Source organism: Aurantimonas manganoxydans SI85-9A1, from assembly GCF_000153465.1.
In the GTDB taxonomy this organism is placed as follows: domain Bacteria; phylum Pseudomonadota; class Alphaproteobacteria; order Rhizobiales; family Rhizobiaceae; genus Aurantimonas; species Aurantimonas manganoxydans.
Window position 1 is genome coordinate 2,009,923 of the sequence record NZ_CH672387.1, and the last position, 13,960, is coordinate 2,023,882.

Sequence of the window (13,960 nt, forward strand, 5' to 3'; positions counted from 1 at the left end):
GGGCTCCTCAGAAACGGTTGGCCGGAATCTTGAAATAATGGTTGCCGTCGCTCTCGGCCGGCGGCAGGCGCCCGCCGCGCAGATTGACCTGCAGGGCGTGCAGCATCCGGTCGGGCAGATCGAGCGTGGCATCACGTGCGTCGCGTGTCTCGACAAACTCGGCTTCACTCGTGCCGTCACTGACATGGGCGTTGTCGCGGCGGTGCTCGTCCACCGTCGCTTCCCACTGGATCTCGTCGCGGGAGTCGGTGCCATAATCGTGGCCGACGAAGAGGCGCGTGTCGCCGGGCAGCGACAGGATCTCGCGGATGCTCGCCCACAGCGTGCGGGACGAACCACCGGGGAAGTCGGCGCGGCTCGAGCCCATGTCGGGATACATCAGCGTGTCGTGGACGAAGGCCGCGTCACCGACGACATAGGTGATCGAGCCCAGCGTATGACCGGGTGACAGCATCACGCGGACGTCGATGTTGCCGATCGTGAACGTATCGCCGTCATTCCAGAGCCGATCAAAGTCGCGGGCGGGGTCGAAGGCCTCGGGCGGATTGTAGAGGCCGCGCCACAACTCGGCGATCTCGATGACCTTGCTGCCGATGGCGGTCGGCGCGCCGAGCTTTTCCTTCAAATAGGCGGAGGCCATCATGTGATCGGCGTGGGGATGGGTGTCGAGGATCCACTCGATCTCGAGGCCCTCCCGTGCGACATGGGCGAGGATCTCGTCGGCGCTCTCGGTCGACGTGCGGGCCTCGGCAGGATTGAAGTTCAGCACGACATCGACCAGCGCGGCCTTGCGCGTCGCCGGATCGGCACAGACATACTGAACGGAGCCGGTGTCTTCTTCGTAGAATCCCCAGATATCCGGGGAGCCTGCGCCGCGAGATGGGCTGTGTCGGGTCAACATGCGGACGTCTCCTCTAGCGTCTTGTGGTCAGGCGGCGACACGGGGCTTTGGCCATACGGGCCGCGCCCGACCGAATTAAAATGCGGAAAACCGCTTTGGGTTTCGCCGTTGACGGTGTATATATGTGCAATGTCTAAATTAGACAAGTCTAATATTGAGATTACAGACGGGCGCTCACCGATGGCCCTGGCGCTCGACGAGAAGGCCGCGGACGTCGCTGCCATGCTGTCGCTGATGGCGAACCCGCATCGGCTGCGCATCCTGTGCCGTTTGGCCGAGGGTGAGGCGTCGGTCGGGGCGCTTGGGCAGGAGGCGGGGCTGAGCCAGTCTGCGCTGTCGCAGCATCTGGCCCGGCTGCGCACGGGCGGGCTCGTCACCACGCGGCGGGAAGCCCAGACGATCTTCTATTCGCTGGCGAACGAAGAGACCCGCGCGATCATGGAGGCGATGTATCGCGTCTTCTGCGCACCCGAGTTCGACCAGGCGCGCTGACGGCGACGCCGACGTCACCGGCGCGCCGGATCTGATCTCATCACGTTCATATCATTCGCCGATCGCGATGGTTGCGGGCCTTGCCGAGAGGTCCAGTTCCACAGGCAACGGGCCGCGGTAGCGCGGCCTCCCGCCAGGATCGGAGGTTTTCATGCGCCATTTTGCAATCGTTCTCGCCGCCACCACCATGCTCGCCGGGGGGCAGGCGCTGGCGCAAAGCGGCGGCTCGTCCGCCAGCGGCGATGCTGCCACGCGCCCTCCGGTCGCGACCGGCGCTCCGCATGGCGCTGACCAGTCGCCCGCCTTCGAGGGGCAGACCAGGGCGCCCCAGCCAGCGACCGACGTCGCGGTGACGACGGAAACCGTCTCTGACGATCTGCCGAAGCTGTGGTCGATGGAATTCCTGGCAGATGGCCGCATGCTCGTCGCGGCCAAGGACGGTGCGATGCATATCATCGGCACGGGCGGCGCAGTCGGTGAGGCATTGGCCGGCGTGCCGGACGTCGATGCGCGCGGGCAGGGCGGTCTTCTCGATATCGCGCTGGCGCCCGACTTTGCCGACAGCCGGACGATCTTCTTCTCGTTCTCCGAACCACGCGATGGCGGGGTGAATGGCACCAGCGTGGCGGCGGCCGAACTGCGCACCGACGAAGCGGGTTCGGGCACGCTCGAGAATGTCCGCGTGATCTTCCGGCAGACGCCGGGCTATGCCGGTACCAAGCATTTCGGCTCGCGCCTCGCCTTCGCGCCGAATGGCGATCTCTTCGTCACCGTCGGCGAGCGCTCCGACACGCCGATCCGCGATCAGGCGCAGGATGTTACCTCAGGTCTCGGCAAGGTGTTCCGCATCCGTCCGGACGGCTCGCTCGCCGACGGCAGCCCGTTCGTCGATGCGGCCGACGCGCTGCCGGAAATCTGGTCCTATGGTCACCGCAATCTGCAATCGGCGGTGATCGACGATGCGGGCCAGCTCTGGACGGTGGAGCACGGTCCGAAGGGCGGCGATGAACTGAACCGGCCGGAACAGGGCGTCAATTATGGCTGGCCGGTCATCACCTACGGCATCGACTACAGCGGCGCCCCGATCGGCGAGGGCATCACCGCTCAGGATGGCATGGAGCAGCCGGTCTATTACTGGGACCCGGTGATCGGTCCATCCGGCATGGCGCAGTATCAGGGCGACGAATTCCCCGAATGGCAGGGCGCTCTCCTGATCGGCGGCCTGGTGAGCCAAGGCCTCGTCGTGCTGCAGATCGAGGATGACCAGGTCGTGACCGAGGAACGCGTTCCGCTCGACGCCCGTATCCGGGACGTGAAGGTGGGGCCGGACGGCGCCGTCTACGCGGTGACCGAGACACGCGGTGGCGGCTCCAGCTCGATCCTGCGGCTGACTGCCGGCGAGGGCGGCTGAGGCAAGCCAACTGCCACAGGGAACGGGACGCCGGCGTGCCTCGTCCCGTCCCATGCAGAACGGATCGCCATATGCAAAACGGGCCGCCTCCGAAGGGAGCGGCCCGTTTCGTGTCTGGTGATGTCATCGGCCGTGCTGTCGGCCGGACAGATCGGTCAGGCGGCGTCCCGCAGCCCGGTTTCGGAGCCGGGGGCATCCTGCCCCATCGCCTCGATGTCGCTCTCCACCAGGGCGGCATGCAGCGTGCGCAGCGTGCCGTCATAGTCCTTGTCGTCGATAACGAACTGCAGGTCGACGCGGCGCGTCAGATCCTGCATGCCGAGCGGCGCGATACCCGCCTCCGACAGGGCCTGCAGAGCGCGCAGGGTCAGACCCGGCGCGGTCAGGTTGCGGCCGATCACCGAGACGATGGCGACGCGCTCGATCTCGATCTCCGAGGCCGGGAAGCGCTCGGCCAGATCGCGCTCGACGCGCTTCAGCGACTTCATCGAACCGTCGATGAAATGGGTGATCGTGTTGGCGTTGCAGGTCTTGGTGACGATCCGCATCTTGTGGCGCGTCAAGACTTCCAGGATCGCCGCGTCGTAACCCTTCACGCCGACCATGTCCTGCTCGAAGAACTGCAGGGCGAAGACGCCGCGCAGGCCGGCGATCATGTCGACCCGCGGCTTTGGCGCGCCGCGCTCGTCGAGGATCAGCGTGCCGGAATCCTGCGGCCGGAAGGCATTGCGGACGCGCAGCGGGATGCCGGCCTGGCGCAGGCCCTTGGCCGCACGGGGATGGATCGCCTCCATGCCCATGTTGGAGAGTTGGTCGGCGACGTCGTAATTGGTCCGGCCGATGACGCGGACCTTGTCGAGGCCGACCGTCTTCGGATCTGCACTGCAGAGGTGGAACTCCTTGTGGATCACCGCCTCGCGCGCTTCGGTCAGCGCCGCGACGCGAGCGAAGGTCACCTCGGTGTAGCCGCGGTCATGGCTCTTCACCAGCGACTCCTTGCACTGGGCATAGCCCGGCAGGATCGGCATCTCGGTGGCGAAGTCGACGTCTTCGAGCGCGGTGCAGATGCGTTCGTCGAGCGACGGCTGGCTGTCGTCACGCCAGCCCGTCAGGTCGACGAAGCGGGCATTGACCCCGCGGTTGCGCAGGAGGAGCGCGGTGACCATTGCCGAATGGGCCTCGCCGAGCGCCGAGACCATCTCGCGGACGGTCATCAGATGCTCTTCGAGACGGAACTGGCCGAAGGAGCAGAGACGGCTCAAGTCGATCAGGCAGCTGCGGACCCCCTCGATCCGCTCACGCACGAAATCGTCCGCCGCCCGGCGGTCGCCGGTGTCGTCGAGGACCTTGGCGTTGATCGCCTGCATGTCGCGGCCGACGCCGGTGAGGGCGTCGCCCCAGGCCCATTCGGAATCGGTGCTGGCGAACAGCGCGTGCACGCCCGGCTCGCCGGTCTTCTTGTGCTCGAGCAGCTTGTCGGTGATGCCGCCATAGGCGGAGACGACGAAAATCCGGTTGTAGAGATCGTCACCCTTGCGGCTGCCGATCAGGACGTTCTCCAGCAATTCCTCATGCCGAAGCATGGATGTTCCGCCGATTTTCTCGACTGTATGGTTGGTCATGGGTCTCTCTCCGGGCAATGCCTGGGATGCGTGTGCCGGGTGGGACGGGCTTTTGGCCACATCGCGGTTCGGCTTATGGCCCCGCGCCGGCTGGCAACAGCGCGCAGGGCTCTGAACGGATCGGGCGGCGCAAGGCCGCCGGATCGCAGGTGTTAGATCGCCTCGCCTTCGAGAGCGTAGGCGCCGGTCTCGTCGTGCACTTCCTTGCCGTTCAGCGGCGGATTGAAGACGCAGGCCACCGACATCTCGGTCGTTGGCCGGACGATGTGCCGGTCGTGCTTGTCGAGGACGTACATCACGCCCGGACGCAGATCGTGGACCTCGCCGGTCGCCTTGTCCTCGATCGTGCCTTCGCCGGACACCACGTAAACCGACTCATAGTGGTTCTTGTAGTGGAAGTGGTTCTCGCCACCGGCGTAGAGCGTGGTGATGTGGAACGAGAAGCCGACATTGTCGGACTTCAGGAGAAGGCGGGTGGAATCCCAGCCTTCCGACTTGACGAGGCGTTCGGTCTTGCGGGCTTCTGCGAGATCTCTGACAATCATGTGGATACTCCAATTCGATGCAATGTGCGGGGCGGCGTCGGCAGCCTATTCGGCTGCGACACGCGCCGGCGCACGAAGAACGGTCTCGAAGGCCTCAGCGACGATATCGAGGCCACGGGCGAAGGTCTCATCGGAGATCGTCAGCGGTGCCAGCACCTTGACGATCTCGTCGGACGAACCGGCGGTCTCGATCACCAGACCGCGCTCGAAGGCGGCGGCACAGATCTCGGCGGCCTTGTCGCCGGACCCGGTGTCGATGCCGCGCATCATGCCGCGACCCTTGACCCGGAAGCCGTAGCTTTCGGCGATGGCCCCGAGGCGCTGGTTCAGATAGTCGGCCTTGCGGCGGATATCCTTGGCGAAGGCATCGTCGGCCCAGAACTTTTCCAGGGCGGCGCGGGCGGTCACGAAGGCATGGTTGTTGCCGCGGAACGTGCCGTTGTGCTCGGCCGGGGTGAAGACGTCGTATTCCGGCTTCACCAGAACCATCGACATCGGCAGGCCGAAGCCCGACAGCGATTTCGCCATGGTGATGATGTCCGGCTCGATGCCGGCAAACTCGAAGGCGAAGAAGTCGCCACTGCGGCCGCAACCGGCCTGGATGTCGTCGATGATCAGCAGCGCGCCATGCTTCTTGGCGATCGCGCTGAGGCGCTGCAGAAACTCCTTCGACGCAACGTTCAGGCCGCCTTCGCCCTGAATGCACTCCAGGAGGATCGCGGCGGGTGCGTCGATACCGCTCGACGTATCGCCAAGCATGTCGTCGAGCATCTGGGCGCTGTCGACGCCTTCGCCGTGGAAGCCGTCATAGGCCATGCGGGTGACGCCGGTGAGCTGGCTGCGCGAGCCGGCCCGCTGCGAGCCGTTGCCCGTGGCGGCGAGGGCACCCGTGGTGACGCCGTGATAGCCGTTGGTGAAGGCAATGACGTTCTCGCGGCCGGTGGCCTTGCGGGCGAGCTTCAGGGCCGCCTCGACGGCGTTGGCGCCGGTCGGGCCCTGGAACATCATGCGATGGTCCATGCCGCGCGGCTTCAGGATGCGCTCGCTGAACGAGATCAGGAAGGCTTCCTTGGCTTCGGTGAACATGTCCAGGCCGTGGGTCACGCCGTCCGACATGATGTAGTCGACCAGCGCCGACTTCATATCCGGGTCGTTGTGGCCGTAGTTCAGCGACGCGCAGCCGGCGAGGAAGTCGATATATTCGCGGCCCTCGATGTCGGTCAGCGTGGCGTTCTGCGCCTTCTTGAAGACCGTCGGGAAGCTGCGGCAATAGCTGCGAACCTCGGATTCGAGGCGTGCAAAGGTGGCGGCGCCCGTCGTGGCGGGCGTTTCGGTGTGGTTCAGCATGTGTCAATCCGTGTTGTTACGAACGGAGCCCGCGGCACGGCGGGCATCAACGTTCTATCCAGGTTCCGGTCGCGCCCGCAGTCTGCTGCGGGGCTGGCTGTCAGGCAGCCTGTGCCGTCTGTTCCGGCATGTCGTCGGTCTCGGTGGCGCTCGCATCGATCGGCGCGATGGTCAGCATGTGCTCGCTGTCGTGATCGCCCGCGAAGTGCTCGTCGCCGCACAGCCAGACCTTGTCGGTGATCTTGGCGTCGAACTCGTCGGCCACGCCCTCGAACATGCGCCAGGACGAAGTGTTGTCCGGCGTGATCGTCGTCTTCAGGCGCTCGACACCCTCGCAGGATTCGCTGGTGAGCAGGTTCGCGATCAGGCGGCGCGCCAGACGGCGACCACGGGCTGCTTCAGCCACGGCAACCTGCCAGACGAACAGGGCTTCCGGCTCTTCCGGCGGACGGTAGGCGGACACCCAGCCGACGATCTCGCCGTCCAGCTCCGCCAGCATGCAGGTGCTGGCGAAATGGGTGCACTGCAGGAAGTTGCAGTACAGCGAATTGTCGTCCAGCGCCTCGCAGGAGTCGATCAGGTCGTGCACCGCCTGTCCATCCTCACGGACGGGATGGCGGAACGTCAAAGGGCTAGAAACGCTGGCCAATTGGGGACGGTGACCTTTATCGGACTTCTGCATGGACGCGCCTCGTGCGTTATTTCGTTGAGGCGGAATATTTATACGGTCGAAGCGATAGTCAACCGCCGCGGTGCGCTCGCGGGCGAGATGCGCGGGGATTCGGCACCCGCCACATCGAGGGTTCATCGCGGTATATCAGTGGTTTGAGCATCTTCCGACAGGGCTCGGAAAAAATATTGATGACGGAATGGGCGGTCGGAGGTCATTTGCTGGTCAAATGATTTCTGCCCCGACCCCAAAGAATCGGTTTGATCGTCGAAGGATCCCTCGCTTATATGGCCCCGCCGTCAGGATGCGGCAGAGGCAAAGGGCCTCGCGGACGATCTCATCGGGGTAAAGCGGAACATGGAGGATCGGGGACGGCAGGCATTGATCGCCCTCAGGCGGATCATTCGCGCCATGGAATTCAGTGCGCGGCGGCTGGCCAAGGAAACCGGCCTGACCAGTTCGCAACTGACGGTGCTGCGGATCCTTAGCCAGGGCGAGATGACGCCCAGCGCCATCGCGGCGCAGATCGGCCTGACACAGGCCACGGTGACCACGCTGATTGACCGGCTGGTCGAGCGCAAGCTGGTACAGCGCCGCCGCGGCGAAAGCGACCGGCGGCATATCTGGATCGACCTGACGGAAGAAGGCCACGCCATGCTGGCCAGCATGCCGCCCGATCTCCAGGTCAGCTTCCAGAGCGAGTTCGACCGCATGAAGGACTGGGAGCAGGCGATGGTGGTCGCCAGCCTCGAGCGGATCGCGGGGCTCCTGAACGCCGAGCGCATCGACGCCGGTCCGGTGCTCGAATTCGGCGAGATCGCGACGCCTCGGCCGTAGCCGCGCGGTAGCCGACTGCCATCTGATTTGCGGCTGTGACGACGTTCAATCAAAAGGGCGACCACTGGGGTCGCCCTTTTTCGTTCCGGTCGTCGCCGAGCCGACGTGTCGGCTCGGCTGTTCCGTCGTCAGCGCGTGACGATTTCCGGGCCCATCAGGCTGTAGGGCAGGAAGGTCGAGAGCGCCGGCACGTAGGTCACCAGGATCAGGAACAGGAACAACACGCCCACGAAGGGCAGTGCGGCCTTCACCACCTGGACGAGGCTCATGCCGGTGATGCCGGACGTCACGAACAGGTTGAGCCCGATCGGCGGCGTGATCATGCCGATCTCCATATTCACCACCATGATGATGCCGAGATGCACCGGGTCGACGCCGAGCTCCATGGCGATCGGGAACACGACCGGCGCGACGATCAGCAGGAGGCCCGACGGCTCCATGAACTGTCCGCCGATCAGCAGCAGGATGTTCACGGCGATCAGGAAGGTGAACCAGTCGAAGCCGGCACCCAGCATCAGGTCGGTGATCGCCTGCGGAATGCGCTCGGCGGTCAGGACATGGGCGAAGAGCAGCGCGTTGACGATGATGAACATCAGCATCACCGTGGTGCGCGACGCCTCCACCATGACCTTGCGCGTGTCCTCGTTGAAGAAGGCACGGCCGACATTGCGGAACGAGAGCGCGAGATTGCGGCCCCAGACCGGCAGGCCGGCGCCCAGATGGCCGATGACGCCCATCACGCCGGTCCGCTCGCCCCGCCACAGCGTGTAGGCGATAACGAGGATCAGCGAGATGATGCCGCCGACCGTGGCACGCTCGGCGAAGCTCATCGAGGCCCCGCCAGGCGCGTCGGTGGCGAAGAACGACAGAATCATCCAGACGAAGAAGAAGGCGACGCCGTAGACCAGTCCCGAGAAGCCGACGCGGGCCTTGCGGCTGTCGGTCGGCAGCACCCAGGGAATGCCCTTCATCGGGCCCATGTCGCGATAGACGAAGATCGCGACGAAAAAGGCGTAGACGGCGGCGACGGCGGCCGCCTCGGTCGGCGTGAAGACACCGCCATAGATGCCGCCCAGGATGATGACGATCAGGAACAGGCCCCAGCCGGCATCCTTGCCGTGATGGATGATGTTGCCGAAGCCGTGCCAGGGCTCGGCCGGCAGGTTCTTGATCCGCGCCATGACGTAGATGGCGATCATCAGCATCAGCCCGGCGACGGCGCCGGGAATGACACCGGCCAGGAACATGCGGCCGACCGAGACGTCGGTGGCGGCCGAATAGACCACCATGACGATCGAGGGCGGGATCAGGATGCCGAGCGTACCGGCATTGGCGATGATGCCGGCGGCGAAGTCCTTGCTGTAGCCGACCTTCTGCATGCCGGCGATGGCGATGGTGCCGATCGCCACCACGGTCGCCGGGGACGAGCCCGACAGTGCCGCGAACAGCATGCAGGCCAGCACCGAGGCCATGGCGAGGCCGCCGCGAAAATGACCCACCGTGGCGATGGCGAAGTTGATCAGGCGCCGCGCGACGCCGCCGGTCGACATGAAGGCCGAGGCCAGGATGAAGAACGGGATCGCCAGCAAGGTGTAGTTCTGGGACGCGGTGAAGAGCTGCAACGCGACGGAGGACATGGAGTCCGTCGAGAAGAAGGCGATCAGGATCACCGACGACAGGCCGAGCGAGATTGCGACCGGCACGCCGAGGAACAGCAGGCTCAGGACGAGGATGAAGAGAAGGGTGGTTTCCATCCGTCGTCAGTCCTTCAGGAGGTCTTTGTTTTCCGCCACGAGGTCTTCCGCCTCGTGCCCGGCGATGATCAGTTCACGCTCACCGTTCCAGATCATCACCAGCCCTTGCAGGGCGCGGAAGGCCAGAAGGGCGAGGCCGATCGGCAGGATCAGATAGGCGATCCAGCGCTGCACCCGCTCCTGCATGCCGAAGGCTTCCTGGATGAAGACCGGATAGCGAAGATCGTCGAGGCCGAGACCGATGTCGAAGAAGCGCTTCCAGTAGAAGATCGCTCCGCCGGACGAATTGGCGCCGAAGACCGACAGCCAGTCGGCCGACAGCAGCATGATCGCGTAGAGCGCGGTGCAGAAGGCGCCGAACAGTGCCACGGCGCGGAACAGCGGCTTGGGGAAGGTGCGGATCAGTGCGTCGACGCCGAGATGGATGCCCTGCTTCAGGCCGTAGCTCATGCCGAACAGGATCATCCAGGCAAACAGGATGCGGGTCAGCTCCAGCGCGCCGGTCCAGCCGCTGTTGAAGCCGTAGCGGGCGACGACCTGCGAGAAGGAGACGAGGGTGATCGCCGCGAGGATGGTGGCGAGAATGTTTTCCTCGATGCGGGTGACCCGGTCGGGCCAGCGCCGTTCGACGAAGAACAGGAGGACGATGAGCGCCAGAATGGCGAGAAACGGCCAGTACGCGCTCATGGATCTCCTCCCGAAACGGCCGATCTCGGCCATGCTGTCCAGTCGACGGTGGCGGCTACTATATCGGACCGCAAAGGGGAAGAGAGCCGCCGTCGATACCCTGCATTATTGCGTGGGCGCCTGGATATCCCGGGCGTCAGCCGGGCCTGCAGGTGGCGACCGGACGCCGACGGGCGCCCGGTCGTTCGTTAGGCGATCAGTTGGCCGGGTTGGACGCCTGCGCGGCGTCGATCACGTCCTGGCCGACGTCGTCGCGGAAGCGATCCCAGACCGGCTTCATGGTCGAGACCCACTGCTCGCGCTGCTCGTCCGAGAGCTCGCGGATGGTGGAGCCGCTGTCGAGGATGTTCTGACGGTTCTTCGCCTCGGTGTCGGCGACGGCGTCGTTGGCGGCCTTGGTCGTCTCGTTGACGATGGTCAGGAACTGGTCGCGAACCTCCGGCTCCAGGCCGTCCAGCCATTCGGTGGAGGTGACGAGCAGATAGGCGAGGGCGGCGTGGTTGGTCTCGGTGATGCCGTCCTGCACCTCGAAGAACTTCTGGGTGTAGATGTTCGACCAGGAGTTCTCCTGACCGTCCACGACGCCGGTCTGCAGCGCCTGATAGACTTCCGAGAAGGCGAGCTTCTGGGCCGAGGCGCCCATGGCACTGATCATCGCCTCGGCGACGTCGGAGGTCTGGATGCGGAACTTCAGGCCGTTGGCGTCGCTCGGCACTTCCAGCGGCTTGTTGGCCGAGAACTGCTTCATGCCCGACAGCCAGTAGCCGAGGCCGGTATAGCCGACGTCTTCCATGACTGTCAGCAGTTCCTTGCCGGTGTCGGAGTTGTTGAAGGTCTGGACGGCCGACAGATCGGAGAACAGGAACGGCAGATCGTAGAGGCGGTACTTCTTGGTGTAGGCCTCGAATTTCGACAGCGACGGCGCGGCAAGCTGCACGTCGCCGAGCAGCAAGGCTTCCAGCACCTTGTCGTCATCGAACAGGGTGGAGTTCGGGAAGACCTCCATGCAAGCGGTGCCGTTCATCTCCTCGTTGACGCGTTTGGCCAGCAGCGTGGCGGCATCACCCTTGGGATGACCGGTCGCGGCAACGACATGCGCGAACTTGATGACCATTTCGCCATCGTCGCAGCCTGCCGACTGCGCCATGGCGGCGGAGGCCGTCAGGCCGAGAGCGAGGGAGGAGACGGCGCCCAGAAGCAGATTCTTCATCGTGGAAACTCCGGTGTGGTCCAGATCGGACCCGTGTGTAACGAGCGATGCGACCGCCAGGCGGCACGCATCCATTGTCGCAAGTCGGGTGGGAATTCGGCCGGATCGCGTAGCCCGGCCGCCGCGTCGCGACGCTGGCCGAGGCAGCGTGTGTCTCCCGGCAACGGCCTCCCACCGTTGCAATGGACAGAGGGAAGCAAATGGGACCGGGCTTGGCAAGCACGGCCATGGTAGCACCCCTGGATTGCAGGGCAGAGCTGCGCCGGCAGGCGCGAAAACGCCTAGCCGGCGGAGCCGAACGCCTTGAAGGCCACTGTGGTGAAGGTGTCGGCGACGCCGTCCAGCACCTGCAGCTTCTCCGTGACGAAATGTCCGAGATCACGCCCGTCATCGAGATAGAACTTGGCGATCAGGTCGTAATGGCCGGAGGTCGAATAGACCTCCGACATTTCCTCGACCGATTCCTGGAGATCGTTGGCGACTGTATAGGCGGCGCCCGGCCGGCACTTGAACTGGACGAAGATGGTCTGCATCGCTTGTCTCCGGCGGTTGCTGTCGCGGCTCAGAAGAAGGCCTGGAGGCCGGTCTGGGCCTTGCCGAGGATCAGCGCATGGACGTCGTGCGTGCCCTCGTAGGTGTTGACGGTCTCCAGGTTCTGGGCGTGGCGCATGACGTGGTATTCGCCCATGATGCCGTTGCCGCCATGCATGTCGCGGGCGGTGCGGGCGATGTCCAGCGCCTTGCCGCAATTGTTGCGCTTGACCAGGCTGATCATCTCGGGCGCCATGGCACCCTCGTCGAACAGGCGGCCGACCCGGAGCGAGCCCTGCAGGCCCAGCGCGATCTCGGTCTGCATGTCGGCGAGCTTCTTCTGGATGAGCTGGGTCTGGGCCAGCGGGCGGCCGAACTGGGTGCGCTCCATCGTGTAGTCGCGCGCCCGCTTCCAGCAATCCTCGGCCGCCCCCATGGCGCCCCAGGAAATGCCGTAGCGGGCCCGGTTAAGGCAGCCGAAGGGGCCGCCGAGCCCGGAGACGTTCGGCAGCAGCGCGTCTTCGCCCACCTCGACGCCGTCCATGACGATCTCGCCGGTGATCGAGGCGCGCAAGGACAGCTTGCCCTCGATCTTGGGCGCCGACAGGCCCTTCATGCCCTTGTCGAGAATGAAGCCGCGGATCTTGTTGTCGTGGGCGGCGGACTTCGCCCAGACGACGAAGACGTCGGCGATGGGCGAGTTGGAGATCCAAATCTTGGCGCCCGACAGGCGGTAGCCGCCATCGATCTTCTCGGCCCGTGTGGTCATGCCGCCGGGATCGGAGCCGGCATCGGGCTCGGTCAGGCCGAAGCAGCCGACATATTCACCGGTGGCGAGCCTGGGCAGGTACTTTCGGCGCTGGGCCTCGTCGCCATAGGCGAAGATCGGATACATCACCAAAGAGGACTGGACGCTCATCATCGAGCGATAGCCCGAATCCACCGCCTCGACGGCACGAGCAACGAGGCCGTAGGAAACATAGGAGGCGCCGGCGCAGCCATAATCCTCGGGCAGCGTCAGGCCGAGCAGGCCGAGCTCGCCCATCTCGTTGAAGATCGCCCGGTCGGTGGTCTCGTTGCGATAGGCCTCGACGATGCGCGGCCGCAGCTTCTCCTCGGCATAGGAGCGGGCGGTCTCGAAGATCAGCCGCTCGTCCTCGGAGAGCTGGTCCTCGAGCCGGAACGGATCGGCCCAGTCGAAACCGGCGGAGGGGGACGCAGACGGCGAAGGCGCGGCGGCCGAAGCGTTGGACATGGCGGGGTTCCTCTCGAACGGATGGCGGCCGGGCCGGGCATCGGACGGCCGCTGAAATGGGCGGCGCGCCGAATCTGGATCCCGGATACAGCGCGCACTCGCGATCCGTTCTATCGCCCGGCGCCACCGGCGAGCATGCATTGGGGGCCGCCATCTACGACGAGGCCGCGGCAAGGATCGGCGACCGGCTGGCCGCCGGCCAGGACGTGGCGGTATTCTGCGAGGGCGATCCGTTCTTCTACGGCTCCTTCATGTATCTCTTCGAGCGCCTGTCGGGCCGCTTTCCGGTCGAGATCGTGCCCGGCGTCTCCTCGGTGATGGCCGCCACCGCCGCCTCGCACCGCCCGCTGGCCGCCCGCAACGACATCCTGACGGTGATCCCCGGGCCCCTCGACGACGACGCCCTGCGCCAGCGGATCGAAGCATCCGACGCCTTTGCCATCATGAAGCTCGGGCGGCATTTCGGCCGCGTGAAGGCGCTGCTCGGTGCAATGAACCTGACCGACGCCTGCGCCTATTGCGAGCGCGTGACCCTGCCCGAGGAGCGCATCATGCCGCTGGCCGACGTAACCGGCGACGCCCCCTATTTTTCGATGATCCTCGGCTATCGCGGTGCCGAGCCCGGCATTCGGGACGCGGTCATCCAGCGCCGGGAGACCGCGCAATGACAAACCCGGCATCATCATCCTGTCCGATGC

General features: G+C 65.3%; 14 protein-coding genes. 4 read left to right on the forward strand and 10 right to left on the reverse strand.

Annotation, left to right across the window (positions count from 1 at the left end; all coding sequences use genetic code 11):
* Positions 1 to 7: 7 nt before the first annotated feature.
* Positions 8 to 901: an MBL fold metallo-hydrolase gene (locus SI859A1_RS09480; protein WP_009209567.1), complete on the reverse strand. Its 894-nt coding sequence runs from the start codon at positions 899 to 901 to the stop codon at positions 8 to 10.
* A 180-nt stretch (positions 902 to 1,081) separates the two neighbouring features.
* Here SI859A1_RS09480 and SI859A1_RS09485 point away from each other — a divergent pair, with 180 nt between their 5' ends.
* Positions 1,082 to 1,393, forward strand: a complete 312-nt coding sequence (locus SI859A1_RS09485; RefSeq protein ID WP_040325635.1) for an ArsR/SmtB family transcription factor — start codon at positions 1,082 to 1,084, stop codon at positions 1,391 to 1,393.
* A 187-nt stretch (positions 1,394 to 1,580) separates the two neighbouring features.
* Positions 1,581 to 2,804, forward strand: a complete 1,224-nt coding sequence (locus tag SI859A1_RS09490; RefSeq protein ID WP_009209569.1) for a PQQ-dependent sugar dehydrogenase — start codon at positions 1,581 to 1,583, stop codon at positions 2,802 to 2,804.
* Between the two features lie 155 nt (positions 2,805 to 2,959).
* Here SI859A1_RS09490 and SI859A1_RS09495 read toward each other — a convergent pair whose 3' ends face one another.
* The 4 genes from SI859A1_RS09495 to ectA all read right to left on the reverse strand — a co-directional run bounded on the left by SI859A1_RS09495 (position 2,960) and on the right by ectA (position 7,000).
* Positions 2,960 to 4,426, reverse strand: a complete 1,467-nt coding sequence (locus SI859A1_RS09495; RefSeq protein ID WP_040325637.1) for an aspartate kinase — start codon at positions 4,424 to 4,426, stop codon at positions 2,960 to 2,962.
* 152 nt (positions 4,427 to 4,578) lie between these two features.
* A complete protein-coding gene (locus tag SI859A1_RS09500; protein ID WP_009209571.1) occupies positions 4,579 to 4,971 on the reverse strand; it encodes an ectoine synthase in 393 nt (130 codons plus the stop codon).
* A 45-nt stretch (positions 4,972 to 5,016) separates the two neighbouring features.
* The gene (gene ectB, locus SI859A1_RS09505) at positions 5,017 to 6,318 is read right to left on the reverse strand and encodes a diaminobutyrate--2-oxoglutarate transaminase (protein ID WP_009209572.1); all 1,302 of its coding nucleotides are present in this window, start codon (positions 6,316 to 6,318) and stop codon (positions 5,017 to 5,019) included.
* Positions 6,319 to 6,418: 100 nt separating this feature from the next.
* A complete protein-coding gene (gene ectA, locus SI859A1_RS09510) occupies positions 6,419 to 7,000 on the reverse strand; it encodes a diaminobutyrate acetyltransferase (RefSeq protein WP_009209573.1) in 582 nt (193 codons plus the stop codon).
* Positions 7,001 to 7,399: 399 nt separating this feature from the next.
* Between ectA and SI859A1_RS09515 the strand changes: the two genes are divergently transcribed.
* A complete protein-coding gene (locus tag SI859A1_RS09515) occupies positions 7,400 to 7,825 on the forward strand; it encodes a MarR family winged helix-turn-helix transcriptional regulator (protein ID WP_202797863.1) in 426 nt (141 codons plus the stop codon).
* A gap of 128 nt (positions 7,826 to 7,953) precedes the next feature.
* Here SI859A1_RS09515 and SI859A1_RS09520 read toward each other — a convergent pair whose 3' ends face one another.
* The 5 genes from SI859A1_RS09520 to SI859A1_RS09540 form a co-directional block, all read right to left on the reverse strand.
* Entirely contained in the window at positions 7,954 to 9,579 is a 1,626-nt protein-coding gene (locus tag SI859A1_RS09520; RefSeq protein WP_009209575.1) for a TRAP transporter large permease, read from the reverse strand.
* A 6-nt stretch (positions 9,580 to 9,585) separates the two neighbouring features.
* Complete coding sequence (locus SI859A1_RS09525; protein WP_009209576.1) at positions 9,586 to 10,266, reverse strand: TRAP transporter small permease; 681 nt, start codon at positions 10,264 to 10,266, stop codon at positions 9,586 to 9,588.
* Positions 10,267 to 10,462: 196 nt separating this feature from the next.
* Entirely contained in the window at positions 10,463 to 11,476 is a 1,014-nt protein-coding gene (locus SI859A1_RS09530; protein WP_040325638.1) for a DctP family TRAP transporter solute-binding subunit, read from the reverse strand.
* Between the two features lie 281 nt (positions 11,477 to 11,757).
* Positions 11,758 to 12,009, reverse strand: coding sequence for an Lrp/AsnC family transcriptional regulator (locus SI859A1_RS09535; protein ID WP_009209578.1), 252 nt, complete (start codon positions 12,007 to 12,009; stop codon positions 11,758 to 11,760).
* A 29-nt stretch (positions 12,010 to 12,038) separates the two neighbouring features.
* The gene (locus SI859A1_RS09540; RefSeq protein WP_009209579.1) at positions 12,039 to 13,262 is read right to left on the reverse strand and encodes an acyl-CoA dehydrogenase; all 1,224 of its coding nucleotides are present in this window, start codon (positions 13,260 to 13,262) and stop codon (positions 12,039 to 12,041) included.
* A 56-nt stretch (positions 13,263 to 13,318) separates the two neighbouring features.
* Here SI859A1_RS09540 and SI859A1_RS09545 point away from each other — a divergent pair, with 56 nt between their 5' ends.
* Positions 13,319 to 13,930 (forward strand): SAM-dependent methyltransferase, encoded by a 612-nt coding sequence (locus SI859A1_RS09545; RefSeq protein WP_009209580.1) that lies wholly within the window; start codon positions 13,319 to 13,321, stop codon positions 13,928 to 13,930.
* The last annotated feature ends 30 nt before the right edge of the window (positions 13,931 to 13,960 follow it).